The sequence below is a fragment of the Nostoc mirabile CHAB5784 genome, assembly GCF_020829645.1.
In the GTDB taxonomy this organism is placed as follows: Bacteria; Cyanobacteriota; Cyanobacteriia; order Cyanobacteriales; family Nostocaceae; genus Nostoc; species Nostoc mirabile.
This window is the reverse complement of sequence record NZ_JAIVFS010000025.1, coordinates 48643-63222: the sequence shown is the minus strand read 5'-3', so window position 1 is coordinate 63222 and position 14580 is coordinate 48643. Positions and strand designations below refer to the sequence as shown.

Below are 14580 nucleotides of genomic sequence, written 5' to 3'. Positions count from 1 at the left end.
GAGAGTTATATCATGTCCGGCAAATTGCTTATGATATGTCATTGCGAGTGCAACGAAGTGGAGCGTTCGCGGAGCGTCTTGTAGAGAAGCAATCGCAGAGTCCTTGTGATTGCTTCACAACGTTTGCAATTGACTTGTGTTCAACCGGACATGATATTACTTGGGATGCTGCCAATATTGCCAATAACCGCACCTTTACGGACGGACACTACTACCGTCATCAAAATTAAAATCTCTTAACCTTTCGTTACACTATAGACATTGAGAAGGACGAAAGCAAACCTCTCGAAGCTGAAATCAAAGGTGAACGACATGAATGGCACAATTCGCGTTGGTAATCTCTTGGGAATTCCCTTCTATATCCATCCGTCATGGTTTTTAGTTCTGGGTTTAGTAACTTGGAGCTATAGCAGTGGACTGGCGGCACAATTTCCCCAATTGTCTGCGGGATTAGCTTTACTACTGGGATTGATGAGTGCACTCATGTTATTTGCCTCTGTCGTCGCCCATGAATTAGGCCACAGTTTTGTTGCGATTCGTCAGGGTATTGATGTCAAATCTATTACTCTGTTTATATTTGGCGGTTTGGCTAGCTTAGAAAAAGAGTCAAAAACCCCAAGTGAAGCTTTTTGGGTAGCGATCGCAGGCCCAATAGTTAGTTTACTACTGTGCGGTATCGTTACAGCTATTGGTATTACTACTACTGCATCAGGGCCGTTAGCTGCAATTCTTGGTGTTTTAGCTTCCGTTAACTTGGCATTAGCCCTATTTAACCTGATTCCTGGCTTACCCTTAGATGGCGGTAATATACTGAAAGCCCTTGTTTGGAAAATTACAGGCAATCCTTATAAAGGTGTGACCTTTGCTAGTCGAGTTGGGCAAATCTTTGGTTGGGTAGCAATTCTTTCAGGTGTACTTCCCCTACTATTATTTGGCAGCGCCGGTAACTTCTGGAACTTGTTAATTGGCTTCTTCTTGTTGCAAAATGCTGGTAATGCGGCTCAATTTGCCAGAGTGCAAGAAAAACTCACAGGTTTGACAGCCGAAGATGCTGTAACCCCTGATAGCCCGATTGTATCTGCTAATCTTACCCTGAGAGAGTTTGCCGATGAGCGAGTTATAAGTGGGCAAAACTGGCATCGGTTCTTAGTGACTGATGATGATGGACAATTAGTAGGTGCGATCGCAGTTGATAATTTACGAACCATCCCAACAGCACTGTGGTCAGAAACTCAAGTAAAAGAAGTCATGCGACCAATTACCGAATCAACCACAGTTCAATCCGATCAACCTCTGCTGGAAGTTATGCAGTTACTCGAACAACAAAAGCTATCTGTGCTTCCTGTGATTCGTAAAAATGGTGTCCTAGTTGGAATCTTAGAAAAAGCTGCTATTATCCAGCTACTTCAAAGTGGAACCCAACCTAACCCTGCATAATAATTACGAATTACGAATTACGAATTGATATTAAAACTTCGACTCCACTCAGGTTAAAGGGAAAGGGATCATAAAACTTTTCTCTTTTGCCGACTTTGGAATTAGATGGAGTTGAGAGTAACAGATAAATTCCAACCTCCTGCCTTCTTCACCATCTCTGCGGTAAGAACACGTCGCCAAGTTAATTCTTTTGTAGTCTCATCCCAATGCCAGCGTAGTAAATTAGCGGGTTGACTCTTAACAATTCCTGCTAAACCAATCGCTTTTCTAGGTGCATTAGTAGCTAGTAAAATTGCACTTTCTACGTCACAAATTCCCCACTTCACTAAATTCTGCACTCCCACCAACAAAGGTAAAGTCGTCCCCGACAAAGTGCCATCCGCCAGTCGTGCCGTACCCTTTTTAACTTCAATTTGCCGACTGTCCCAAGGATACACCCCATCGGGTAGCCCCAGAGGTGAAAGGGCATCGCTGACGAGGAACAGCCCTTTTTCTTGATAGCTAGCGCGAAGTAGAATTTGCAGCATCGTGGGCGAAACGTGTTCACCATCAGCAATAAAACCACACATCACATCAGGATGGATAATTGCTGCCCCTAATAATCCTGGTTCGCGGTGATGTAATGCTGGCATGGCGTTGAAAGCATGGGTTACCATCGTTGCACCCTCCTCAAAGGCACGTTGCGCTTGGGTCGCTGTTGCTTGAGAATGCCCTAAACTGACAATAATCCCCAGAGAACGCAAATATGGAATTACTTCACCAGTTAAATCTAACTCTGGTGCTAAGGTGATAACTTTCACGAGCATTGCATAATTACCCAAAACCCGCTTTATCTGATCAATTGTTAAGGGTAACAGGTACTCTGCTGGGTGTGCGCCGCGCTTTTGGAAATTCAAAAATGGGCCTTCTAGATGTACTCCGAGAATCTTGGCACCAGCTTGTTGACTGGGGATAACCTCAGCAATCATAGCAAGCGATCGCTGAATATTTTCTACTGAAGTTGTCACAAGTGTAGGTAAAAATCCATCTACCCCAACATCCCACAAAAATTGTGAGATTTTTTGGAGTATATGAGCATTTTCAGCCGTCAATTCGGGAAATGCCAAACCCAACGCACCGTTAATTTGCAAATCAACGCCGCCTAAAGAAATCCAGTCACCTGCTACATCTAGTAAAGACGTACATCTGTGCGTCCCTACCGTACCCATTGGCAAGATTTCCTCAATTATGCCTTCTTGGTTAATCAAGAGCATCTGCAAATCTTTGTAACCAGGCACTCTAGCATTGATAATATCTACAGGATTTTGTGTTGCTTGGGTCATCACACTGACGAGATATTGCTAAATCTGATTTTAGATGCAACCAATATCAAACTGCTTCACGGAGTCATTAGTCATTTGTCATTTGTCCAAGAGATACCACGCGCACTCTTTGACGTGATTAGTTTTTTCGCCCACGCAACGGCTCGCTTGGGGCGAGGTATGTACCAAAAACTCTTTAAATCAATTCAAACAACGCCAATAGATGAGATGATGATCGGCATTACCTAGCTTCCATAAGTTAGCTCAAATAATTTTGAATTTTGTATTTTGAATTATTATGACTCCCTTAGTTGGTATTATTATGGGCAGCGATTCTGATTTGCCCACCATGAAAGACGCGATCGCAGTTTGTGAAGAATTTGGCGTTGAAAGCGAAGTGGCGATCGTTTCTGCTCATCGTACCCCAGAACGCATGGTGCAATATGCTCAACTTGCACACCAACGCGGTATTAAAGTAATTATTGCTGGTGCCGGTGGTGCTGCCCATCTGCCGGGAATGGTAGCGTCTTTAACTCCACTTCCTGTCATTGGTGTTCCTGTAGTCACTCGTAACTTACAAGGTGTGGATTCTTTGTATTCTATTTTACAAATGCCTGCGGGGATTCCTGTGGCAACAGTGGCGATCGGTAATGCCAAAAATGCCGGACTTCTAGCAGTACAAATCCTGGCAACTCAGCAACCAGAATTGTTAGAAAGAGTGCAGCAATATCGCCAAACCCTATGTGAATCAGTAATTGCAAAGCAAGCAAAATTAGAAGAATTAGGCTATGAGCAATATTTACAGCAAATGCCTTAAGTAATTCGTAATTCGTAATTCGTAATTCGTAATTAGAGGCTATTTATAAAGTAAAAATAAAATTACTGTAGGGTGTGTTAGGCGCATATTTGAATTATGGTTTGTCACGAAAAATTTTGGTCAAGCGCCTAACGCACCGTATTATGTGGCGGTGCGTTAGGCTAAACCCATAACACACCCTACTTAAGATTTACTTTATAAATCAACTCTTAGTTAAGAAAGCACAAGAACTTTTGGAGACATTTATAAAACTGTTAGGCGTGGTCTTTTAGATAATTTGTCTATTGATAACGCTTGTCTTGACGTTGCAATTGCTAGTCTCTACACACCATAACACCCCACCAATAACCTTAACCGAACTGTATTGAGGCAGGAGTAACGAAAAATTAGGCTTTTTGTTCCCCTCTCCGACACGGAGAGGGGTTGGGGGAGAGGTCAGAAAAGTACTTGTCGAACTCACGTCAAATTAATATGAGATTTTCATCCATAGATTTAACCTCTTGTTTTTTTTGTTTAACGATTCGACAACTGCCATTATTCCTGGCATGGGGCATTGGGCATTGGGCATTGGGCATACCAATTCAATTAATGATTGCAACACATCCTTCGGTGAAGACGCGATGAATCGCGTCTCTACAAATGGTTTATCTGTTGCATTATTTTCCTAAATTGGTATTACTTTGTTGTGATTTCGGCGATCGCATTTGCTTGTTGGGCGACTCCATTTGCTTGTTAGGCGACTCCATTTGCTTGTTAGGCGACTCCATTTGCTTGTTAGGCGACTCCATTTGTTTGTTAGGCGACTCCATTTGCTTGTTAGGCGACTCCATTTGCTTGTTAGGCGACTCCATTTGCTTGTTAGGCGACTCCATTTGCTTGTTAGGCGACTCCATTTGCTTGTTAGGCGACTCCATTTGCTTGTTTGGAGTGTTGGCGATAAGCGAAGCTTAAGCCTTCGGCTATCGAGTTTCCTAAAGACCTGCTTCAATAAACTTACTCAAAGTTAGGCAAAGCTATCTTCAATGTTATTGAGACGTGAGGCTCCTGCGGAGTTAGCCTTAAATTCTAAGATTGAAGCGATCGCTCCAGATCAATGCAGCATTCTGAAGTATCTTGATCCTGAGGCCTTAGTCAAAAATTGAGAGCTGCAACATCCATGTGTCAATTGCTCGGAATGAATTGCAATGTTCCAACGGATATTTGCTTTTCTTTTGAAGGGTTTTCTGCACGGGGAGGAAAAACGGATGATCATAGAGATGGTTGGGGCATTGCTTTCTTTGAAGGAAAGGGATGTCGAATGTTTTTAGATGCCCAGCCTTCTGTTGCTTCTCCTGTCGCAGAGTTCGTGCGGAGTTATCCCATCCACTCAACCCATGTCATAGCCCATATCCGTAAAGCTACTCAGGGTGAAGTTGCCCTACACAACTGCCATCCTTTCCGCAGAGAATTGTGGGGTCAGTATTGGGTGTTTGCCCACAACGGTAATTTACCAAATTTTGATCCAGAAAATTTGGGTTTTTATCAAGCCGTAGGTGACACCGATAGTGAAAAAGCATTCTGTATGATGCTAGAAACATTGCGATCGCGCTTTCCTGGGGGTAAGCCTGACATCAAGGAACTGTACCCTGTGCTGCAAGAAATTACTGCTGTCATTGCAAAACTGGGTATATTTAATTACTTATTATCAGATGGAGAACACTTTTTTGCTTATTGCTCAACCAAACTCAGTTACATCGTCCGCCAAGCGCCCTTTGCAGCGGCCCATTTAATTGACCAAGACATGACCGTAGATTTTCGGGAGGTGACTACAGAACGCGATCGCGTCGCTGTCATTGCTACCACACCCCTCACTGACAACGAAGTTTGGACACAAATCCAACCGGGAGAATTACTAGTTTTTCAGGACGGACTACCCCTGAAATATGCACTCAGTTAAGAATCTGATCCTGTTGGCGAATTCAAAAATTAACCAGAAATTTTTCCCATTTAGATACTTTCTAGATGGGTTTTGTTTTTCATAAAGAGTTTTTGGTACATACCTGGCCCCTTCTGGGCGAAAAAAACTAATGATATCAGACTAATTCAAACCACATCAAAGAGTGGGCGTGGTTTCTCTTGGACTAATGACTAATGAAGCAATTTGCCTGATCATTAGGTAGCCAATTGTGATGACAACTTGATAGTTGAAAATAAAAGCATTGTAATTCCTCACAGAACTGGTAGAATCACCATATTCTAGATAAAGAATGTGATGTTTTTGGTGTTTGTAACTACATACATGGAATCATTTAGTATTATAAACACTATATAGCTGTATTCCGATCAATTATTTGTAGATTTAGTGGAGGAAATAGAATGAGTTTGTGGCAACGCCCACTGAAAAAGTTACAAGCGATCGCGTTCAATAGAACGTATCGGTTCAGACTGAATTCGCTTAAAGGCTTTGTATCGCTCTTTTTAGTAGGGACTGTTTTGAGTGTGGCGCTTGCCGCCTGCTCTGGTGGAACTGCGAGTAATTCTTCTACCGAAGCCCCTGCTGCTAGTCCTGCTGCTGCTAGCAACAAAGATGTTGAACTAACCCTGGTTTCCTTTGCGGTTACTAAAGCAGCTCACGAAGCCATCATTCCTAAATTTGTCGAACAGTGGAAGAAAGATCATAACCAAACTGTCACCTTCAAGCAGAGCTATGGCGGATCTGGTTCCCAAACTCGCGCCATTATCGATGGTTTGGAAGCAGATGTTGTTCATTTGGCACTAGCTGGAGACACCTCAAAGATTGAGAAAGCTGGATTGATTCAGCCAGGATGGGAGAAGGAAGTTCCCAACAATGGTATTGTCTCCAAATCAGTTGCAGCATTAGTAACTCGTTCAGGCAATCCTAAAGGCATCAAGAACTGGGAAGATTTAGCCAAAGACGGCGTAAAATTAATTACTGCTAACCCCAAAACGTCAGGCGTTGCTAAATGGAATTTCTTAGCACTATGGGATTCTGTGATTAAAACAGGTGGCGATGAGGCTAAAGCTACTGAATTTGTGACTAAAGTTTACAAAAATGTCCCAGTATTGCCTAAAGATGCGCGGGAAGCGACTGATACATTCGCCAAGCAAGGGCAGGGAGATGTCTTAATCAACTACGAAAACGAAGTGATTTTGGCACAGCAAAAGGGCGAAAAGGTTGAGTATGTCGTTCCCGATGTGAATATATCCATTGACAATCCGATCGCTGTAGTAGATAAGAACGTCGATAAGCACGGAACCCGCGAAGTTGCTGAAGGTTTTGTGAAATACCTCTATACCCCAGAAGCACAGCAAGAGTTTGTCAAATTGGGATTCCGTCCTGTGGATGAGACTATCGCTCAAACTAAAGAAGTTACAGACAAATTTCCCAAGGTGAAAACTTTGGGTACAGTTGCAGACTTAGGCGGTTGGGAAGCAATTGATAAGAAGTTCTTCGCAGAGGGGGGCGTGTTTGACAAAATTCAAGCCCAAAAATAAACGGTAATTAGTCAACATAATTCGTAATTCGTAATTATTACTCCACAATTGTTCGCACAGCGTGCCATAAGCTTTGTTAGTTGCTCTGTCCTTCAATTACGAACTTGTACTGAGCCTTGGGAGAGCGTAGCCGACTTGTACTGAGCGGCGTCGAAGTAAGGGCGTAGCCGAAGTATTACGAATTACGAATACTGACAAAAAACTTCTTTTAAATTTTGAATTTTTGACTATGACGACTGTATCTCCTTCTGTGGAAGTTGGACGCAAAACGCCATTCTGGAAGACATTGGGGCGGGTTCCTTGGACTTGGCGAATCACCATTGGATACCTGACGGTGATGTTGTTTATCCCCATAATTGCCATGTTCCTGAAAGCAAGTACGGAACCTCCGGCGAGATTTTGGGCGATCGCAACCAGCGATATCGCATTAGCCACTTATAATGTCACTTTTGTGACAGCAATCTTCGCTGCCTTACTCAATGGGATTTTTGGCACTCTGATTGCTTGGGTTTTGGTTCGCTACGACTTCCCCTTAAAACGCGTGATTGATGCCACAGTAGATTTACCCTTTGCACTACCAACTGCGGTAGCAGGACTAACCCTGGCAACAGTTTACAGTGATAATGGGTGGTTAGGTTCGTTACTAGCACCACTGGGAATTAAGGTATCTTTTACCCGCACGGGAGTAGCGGTGGCAATGATATTTATCTCACTACCTTTTATCGTGAGAACTGTGCAACCCGTGCTTCAGGAAATGGAACATGAAATTGAAGAAGCCGCTTGGTGTCTAGGTGCTTCTCAATGGCAAACCTTTTTGAAAGTGATTTTGCCACCTTTATTTCCGACAATTTTAACTGGTGTTGCCTTGGGTTTCTCTCGTGCTGTTGGGGAATATGGTTCAACTGTGATTATCTCTTCCAATACGCCTTATCAAGATTTAATCGCACCTGTGTTGATTTTCCAACGCTTAGAGCAGTATGACTATTCTGGTGCAACAGTAATTGGCATAGTTTTACTATCAATTTCGTTGGTACTGCTATTAGCAATTAATTTCTTACAAGCATGGGCAAGGCGATATGACAGTAGATAAGCCAAGTTTTCACTCATCTGCATCTGATACAGATATAGCCAAGCCTAAAGAACAGAAAAGTTGGGTGCCAATAGTTTTAATTGGTATAGCGATCGCCTATTTAGCCCTAGTTCAATACATCCCGGCAATTAACGTTTTTATCCAAGCCTTCAGCAAAGGAGTTGGGCCATTTCTGTCCAATCTGACGCGGCCAGCTTTTCTCCATGCAGCTTGGCTAACGCTATTGCTGGCTGTGATTTCTCTACCTTTAAATACGGTATTTGGTTTATGTGCAGCTTGGGCGATCGCTCGTCATAAATTTCCCGGACGCGCCGTAGTTTTGAGCATTATTGACTTGCCCTTTTCCATCTCGCCCGTAGTCGCAGGATTGATGATTGTGCTACTTTACGGACGCAATGGGTGGTTTGGCCCTTGGCTCCAGGCTCATGATATCAAGATAATCTTTGCCTTTCCAGGTATGGTGCTGGCTACAGCCTTCGTGAGTATGCCCTTTGTGGCGCGGGAAGTAATTCCTGTTTTAGAGGAATTTGGTAAGGATCAAGAAGAAGCTGCTAGAACTCTAGGTGCGAAAGATTGGCAAATATTTTGGCGCGTCACCTTGCCTAGTATCCGTTGGGGTTTACTCTACGGTTTAATTTTGACCAACGCCAGAGCAATGGGTGAATTCGGCGCGGTTTCGGTCGTATCTGGCAACATTGCTGACCAAACCCAGAGCCTACCACTGTTTGTAGAAGACGCTTACAAACAATATGAAACCGAAGCTGCCTTCTCTGCGGCTGTACTGTTAGCGTTGCTAGCAGTAGTAACCTTAGTGCTGAAGGAGATTCTGGAACGGAAAACCCGCATTAAAGATGTTGAATAGAAAAATCAAGAGATTATAGTTATCCTTTGAATAGGATACAAGCAAATCATGGGACATGGTACGATCTACTTAGTACCTATCAGGAAAATACCGTTAGGGTTAAGAGTAGTTCTGTACCAATCCCGATCAGGGATTGAAATAATTCAGATATGGCTACTGACAATACACTTACCAACAAACGGATTCGACTAAGAATTCCCAAAGATTATCACCAGGAACCTGTAATTTCTCGCTTGGTGTCTAACTATGGACTGACTGTGAATATCACGGCAGCGATTTTGGGAGCGAATGCTGTCGGTGATGGTTGGTTTGACCTTGAACTACAAGGAACAGATGCACAAATTCAGAGCGGGTTAACCTATCTCCGCGACTTGGAATTGGAAGTCTGGGATGACACTAAAGAAACTGATTGGTAAGGGTTATAGCAAATATACAGTGAGGGCGTAGGGCTAGCTGCACGCCCTCACGAATCCTTTTCCTTATACCCAGTTGAGAACTGCTATATTAACCAACTACGCTTGAATGATGAAGTCTGTAGCTGTGAGAGTGGGCGCACCGCTAAGGGTGGCAAATAGACCACCGCTACCAAAACCAGCCGCACTACCATTTTGGTTGTAGAACAACTGCCCACTTACAGCGTTGTAGACAATTTTCGCTGTGCTGGCTTTGCTTAAAGTAGTCACTTTAAAATCACTGGCATTACTAAAACCTGTTCCTGGGGTAGAAGCGATGCCTACGGCAACCCGAAGCGGGAACGCATTAAAGGTAGTCTTATCTAGGATAATCTTGTCACCTTGGGAGTGTTTGAAGTCCGCGATCGGATCTTGACCAACAGCAGAACTAGCAAAAGCAGTATTGGTATTGTAAAGGAATCTGTCAGCACCCGCACCACCGACTAGAGTATCATTACCTGCACCACCAACGAGAGTGTCATTACCAGCACTACCCCGCAGCAGGTCGTTGCCACTCAAGGCGTCGATTTTGTCATTACCTCCCTGACCATTAACCACATCAGCAGAGTTGTCAAAACCCCTGATGTTGTTGGAGAGGTCATTGAGGAATGTCACTGTGTTCTTGTTGAACAGGCTAGTTTGAGTTGAGTTAGCATCCAAAACATCAAAACTGTCGAAAAGGCTGGTTTGGTCATCAAATAGGATATTACCAATGGCAGACCTTGCTCCAGAAGCTGGTAAGTTATCCAGGTTTTCTAATTGAAAGTTTTGCAGAGTGACTTTGGTATTAGGCACATTTTCAAAGGTAACTTCCAAATTGTTGGCATTTTGAGTCAATAGCAGATTTCGGGCAGTTAAGTCAGTCCCGATAAATTGCAGTGTGTCAACATTGGCAATTACTGCTGCTGATGGGTTTGTACCTTTAGTAACACCACCAAAATCGGTAATGGTGTCATTGCCATCGCCTCGGCGAATCACAAACTTATCTTGACCACCATTACCTGTCAGGGTATCGTTACCAGCTTTGCCGTCGATGATGTTGTTGGCAGGTGTGCCGAAGAGAGTATCTGCACCAGCAGTTCCCGCGATCGGAGCTATCACCTTCAGGGTGGTAGTAGCAACGTTACTGGTATTGCTGTGGGCTTCGCCATCATCGACAACAAACTGAATTGTACGGGTAGTAGTGTTGGGAGTAGCAGCTGTATTATGGTAAGTTACCGTCCGCAAAACTTTCTGGTAATTCGCTAGTGTATCTGTACCACTGAGGGTAAGGATGCCAATGGCAGCGTTGTAACTAGCGCTGATGCTGGTGCCAGTTGTGTTAGCATTGAGGCTTTCATTTGTACCATTCAAGAGATTAGTAATGGTAATGGTCGCTTGTTTGAGAGTCGAAGTGTTGATGTCGGCAACGGTGAGCTTGGCACTATCCACAACTGCTACAGGGGTGGCGCTAAAGGTGGCAGCATAATTAATGCCTGCACCAGCACCGTTGAGGTCAACTTTTGGGGCGGCGTTGCCGTAGAGGACATAGCTTTGCCCAGCATCGTCATTGCCGTTGGGGTCGGCACCACTTGCCCCAATAATCAAGTCGTCAATATCATCACCGTTGATATCTCCCGCTTTGCTGACTGAGCGGCCAGAGAAGTCACCAACAGCAATGCCGTTGATGGCGAAGCCGTTAGTGCCATTGAGGTCAGATAGGTTTAAGATGCCGTTACTCCCCACATTCGTCCCCCCAAAAACTACATAGCTTTCTCCTGCATTAGAGTTGCCGTTGGGGTCGGCAGTAACTGCCCCAACAATTAGGTCATCAATGCTATCACCGTTAATGTCCCCTGCATGGCTGACCGACCAGCCTGATTGGTCTTCAGCAGCAATACCGTTAATTAAAAAGCCATTAGTACCATCCAGGTCAGATAGGTTGAGGATGCCGCCATTCCCCACATTCGTTCTTCCAAATACCACATAACTTTGCCCGGCCAAATCTTTGTCGTTGGGGTCGGCACCTCTTGCCCCAATAATCAGGTCATCAATACCATCGTTGTTGACGTCTCCTGCATTGCTGACTGACCAGCCTGAGTCGTCAAATCTAGCAATACCGTTAATTAAAAAGCCATTAGTGCCATCCAGGGAGGAAAGGTTGAGGCTGCCACTACTACCCACATTCATCCCCCCAAACACCACATAGCTTTGTCCAGCATAATTATTGCTGGGGTCGGAACCAACTGCTCCAATAATCAGGTCGTCAATGCCATCGTTGTTAACGTCCCCCGCTTTGCTGACCGACCAACCTAATTGGTTACCAAAAGCAATGCCGTTAATGACAAAGCCATTAGTGCCATTCAGGTCAGAGAGGCTGAGGCTGCCACTACTGCCGACATTTATCCCCCCAAACACCACATAGCTTTGTCCCGAACCAATGTTGCTGTTAGGGGAGGCTAAATTGTCCCCAATAATCAGGTCGTCAATGCCATCGTTATTGACGTCCCCCGCACTACTGATTGAGATACCTAAATCGTCATTTTCAGCAATGCCATTAATAGCAAAGCCATTAGTGCCATTTAGGTCAGAGAGGCTGAGGCTGCCACTACTAGTTACATTTGTCGCTCCAAATACTACATAGCTTTGCCCAGCAGCTTTGTTGTTGTTGGGGTCGGCAAAGGAGGGTGCCCCAATAATCAGGTCGTCAATGCCATCGTTATTGATGTCCCCCCCATTGCTGACCGACCAGCCTAATACGTCACTTTCAGCAATGCCATTAATAGCAAAGCCATTAGTGCCATTTAGATCAGAGAGGTTAAAGATGCCGCCACTGCCCACATTCGTTCCCCCAAATACCACATAGCTTTGGCCAGTACGAGAGTTGCCGTTGGAGGCTAAATCTGCCCCAATAATCACATCGTCAATGCCATCGTTGTTGATGTCCCCTGCATTGCTGACTGAAAAGCCCGATCCGTCATCAGCAGCAATACCATTAATGATGAAGCCGTTACTGCCATTGAGGTCAGCGAGATTAAATGATGAATTAGCCATGATTTTCTCCTATGTTTTTTGTTATTCAGGGAGTAGCTCATATCTGCTATCAGGCAACTCTGAGTCTCGGTTACATGCAAGACAAGGATTTCAAAACCAAGCAGACTTGCTTTGTGTGCGCGTAAATTCTGCACACTTTAGGGTGACGATGATTGGTCAGATATTTAAACCAATGAAAATTAAACATACAAATTTCGCCACTAGGTTTTTACTTGAGTGTCCCTAGTTTTTTTAGTCATCATTGATCTTGATGGATTGCCAATTCGGCAATTTGATTACCCATCAGAATTAATGCGATCGCCCGCTAGTGGTCTGTCCCATTAATTTTGAGGGGTTGGATAAATCTTTGAAAGCTTAACTCTTGCGTCTTCTGTACGAAAACACCAATCTACACAAACTTTATTTTGATTGCGATCGCGTTCCCAAATCGATACCTCTGTTTCTAAAGTTTCAAGATCCGGAATTCTTCTTTGAAGACATTGACGGACGAGTACAGACAATTCAGATTCAACCATATTTAACCAAGAAGCATGTTTTGGTGTATGGTGAATCTCTAATTTTTTGGCAATTCGTCTGGCCTCGGCAGGTTGAAACACTTCATACAATGCACCGATTGTATGAGTATTTAAGTTATCCATTACCAATCGAATTACAAGAGCGTCCGCAAAGTGGATATCGACCAATTCTTTCATACAAATTGCAAAATCTACTTTGGTACGACGTGAGGTTACTTTCATGTGTCTCCATCCTAAATATGGGGCAAAAAAGGTGAACAAATTACAACTACCATTGCGTTCATATTCGTAATCAAATTTTTCAATAATTCCGGGTTTCTCTTCTGTTTTGGCTGTTGGTGGTATAGGTTGATGAACATCTTTAATCATCAGGCATAACCTTTCATCAAAGCATACTAGTGGGCGTTTTGGGTCAAGTGGTCTTGAATACAAATCAAGCACATCTTCTATTCGACATACAAATTCTGAATTTACTTGTGGGATACACCATTGCTCTTTTAACCAAGGTTTTAGCTCGTTTTTTTTAATATCCGACCAACTGTACTTTTGCTCAAGCTATCAACTATTTCAAGACTCACAAGTTTGTCTGCTAACATTCTTAAAGTCCAGCGTGCGCTCCCACAAGGTGCATCACTACAAGTTGTCGCAATTAAATATGCTTCTGCAAAAGCAGTTAATTTTTGTGGTTTCCCACTACGCTTTCGCTCTTTTAATGTCGCTTCTAAATTTTCTGTACAAAACTGTTTGCGAGTTCGCTCCACTGTTGCTACTGATATGTGTAATGTTTTTGCTATTACCTCATCACTCTTGCCACCACTGGACATAAGCAATGTATGTGCGCGACGAATTTCTCTGGCACTCGCTTTTCCCTTTTTTACTATATCTAGTAGTTTCTGTTTATCCTCGGCGCTGAGTTCAATTTTATACTTCTTACTCATACACTTTTTTTTGCTAGCGATCGCACCTGGGCTTGTGGCTTTGTTGAGTCCACATTGCTCTGTAATCAGGATACAACATTACCCCTCAAAATTAATGGGACAGACTACTAGTGGTCTGTCCCATTAATTTTGAGGGGTTCGTAGTAGGCACTGAAGTGCTTAAAAATCTAGTAGGACTTACGCAAAATATCTCTCAAACTCTGATTTCTCCGTGTACTCTGCGCCTAATAAGGTTCGTTATTCCGTAACTCTTGCGTAAGTCCTATCTAGGACTAAAGTCCTTACTACGAACTTGTTCACCCCTCGTAACTAATGGGACAGACTACTAGCCAGTCAATTAATTTCGATTAAAAACTTTAAATTGCGTTTCAAGCTGTGGAAACACTTAAATATTATTATGTCATACATCTCTACTACAGATATAGTAATTTGTCAACAGTTATAGTACTAAAATACTCCAGATCAATTGAGCATAGTTACGTGTATTTACTCATTGCTTTTTTGCGATGTTTGTGAGAATCTCCTTTACATAACAATTAATGCATTAAATCGATAGTGTTACCGTAGTTTAATAGAAGCCAGAAATATGAAAATCTCTATAAGGCTGACATTCAAGCAAGCGCAGTTGAGTTGTAGGGGT

Annotated in this window: 13 protein-coding genes; 9 read left to right on the top strand and 4 right to left on the bottom strand. The window is 43.4% G+C overall.

The genetic code is table 11. From position 1 onward, the window contains the following. Positions 1-35 precede the first annotated feature (35 nt). Together LC653_RS17865 and LC653_RS17860 are read left to right on the top strand one after the other, a co-directional pair. A complete protein-coding gene (locus tag LC653_RS17865; RefSeq protein ID WP_229495774.1) occupies positions 36-230 on the top strand; it encodes a hypothetical protein in 195 nt (64 codons plus the stop codon). An 82-nt stretch (positions 231-312) separates the two neighbouring features. Continuing rightward, positions 313-1437: a site-2 protease family protein gene (locus LC653_RS17860; RefSeq protein ID WP_229495772.1), complete on the top strand. Its 1125-nt coding sequence runs from the start codon at positions 313-315 to the stop codon at positions 1435-1437. Positions 1438-1538: 101 nt separating this feature from the next. Here LC653_RS17860 and nagA read toward each other — a convergent pair whose 3' ends face one another. Further along, entirely contained in the window at positions 1539-2759 is a 1221-nt protein-coding gene (gene nagA, locus LC653_RS17855) for an N-acetylglucosamine-6-phosphate deacetylase (RefSeq protein WP_229495770.1), read from the bottom strand. Between the two features lie 277 nt (positions 2760-3036). On the opposite strand from nagA, the gene purE reads away from it, so the two are divergent. Continuing rightward, positions 3037-3555 carry a 5-(carboxyamino)imidazole ribonucleotide mutase gene (gene purE / locus LC653_RS17850; protein ID WP_229495768.1) on the top strand — a complete coding sequence of 173 codons (519 nt, stop codon included), beginning with the start codon at positions 3037-3039 and terminating at the stop codon, positions 3553-3555. Between the two features lie 500 nt (positions 3556-4055). Beyond that, positions 4056-4223, top strand: coding sequence for a hypothetical protein (locus LC653_RS17845; protein WP_229495766.1), 168 nt, complete (start codon positions 4056-4058; stop codon positions 4221-4223). Here the strand turns inward: LC653_RS17845 and LC653_RS17840 are convergent. Beyond that, positions 4212-4469, bottom strand: a complete 258-nt coding sequence (locus LC653_RS17840) for a hypothetical protein (RefSeq protein WP_229495765.1) — start codon at positions 4467-4469, stop codon at positions 4212-4214. The genes LC653_RS17845 and LC653_RS17840 overlap by 12 nt on opposite strands. Positions 4470-4711: 242 nt before the next feature. Here LC653_RS17840 and LC653_RS17835 point away from each other — a divergent pair, with 242 nt between their 5' ends. The 5 genes from LC653_RS17835 to LC653_RS17815 all read left to right on the top strand — a co-directional run bounded on the left by LC653_RS17835 (position 4712) and on the right by LC653_RS17815 (position 9418). Next, the gene (locus LC653_RS17835; RefSeq protein ID WP_229495764.1) at positions 4712-5491 is read left to right on the top strand and encodes a class II glutamine amidotransferase; all 780 of its coding nucleotides are present in this window, start codon (positions 4712-4714) and stop codon (positions 5489-5491) included. A 419-nt stretch (positions 5492-5910) separates the two neighbouring features. Beyond that, positions 5911-7050 (top strand): sulfate ABC transporter substrate-binding protein, encoded by a 1140-nt coding sequence (locus LC653_RS17830; protein WP_229495762.1) that lies wholly within the window; start codon positions 5911-5913, stop codon positions 7048-7050. A gap of 229 nt (positions 7051-7279) precedes the next feature. Next, positions 7280-8140 (top strand): sulfate ABC transporter permease subunit CysT, encoded by an 861-nt coding sequence (gene cysT, locus LC653_RS17825; RefSeq protein WP_229495761.1) that lies wholly within the window; start codon positions 7280-7282, stop codon positions 8138-8140. Further along, the gene (gene cysW / locus LC653_RS17820; RefSeq protein WP_229495760.1) at positions 8127-9002 is read left to right on the top strand and encodes a sulfate ABC transporter permease subunit CysW; all 876 of its coding nucleotides are present in this window, start codon (positions 8127-8129) and stop codon (positions 9000-9002) included. Before cysT ends, cysW begins: the two co-directional genes overlap by 14 nt. Positions 9003-9151: 149 nt before the next feature. Further along, a complete protein-coding gene (locus LC653_RS17815) occupies positions 9152-9418 on the top strand; it encodes an NIL domain-containing protein (RefSeq protein WP_229495758.1) in 267 nt (88 codons plus the stop codon). Positions 9419-9514: 96 nt separating this feature from the next. On the opposite strand, the gene LC653_RS17810 is transcribed toward LC653_RS17815, so the two are convergent. Continuing rightward, the gene (locus LC653_RS17810) at positions 9515-12487 is read right to left on the bottom strand and encodes a beta strand repeat-containing protein (protein WP_229495757.1); all 2973 of its coding nucleotides are present in this window, start codon (positions 12485-12487) and stop codon (positions 9515-9517) included. A 320-nt stretch (positions 12488-12807) separates the two neighbouring features. After that, positions 12808-13940, bottom strand: a protein-coding gene (locus LC653_RS17805) for an IS630 family transposase (protein ID WP_229495756.1) whose coding sequence is annotated in 2 segments (ribosomal slippage) — positions 12808-13520 and positions 13520-13940 — 1134 coding nt in all. Because the reading frame shifts where the segments join, the coding sequence is not laid out codon by codon here. Positions 13941-14580 lie beyond the last annotated feature (640 nt).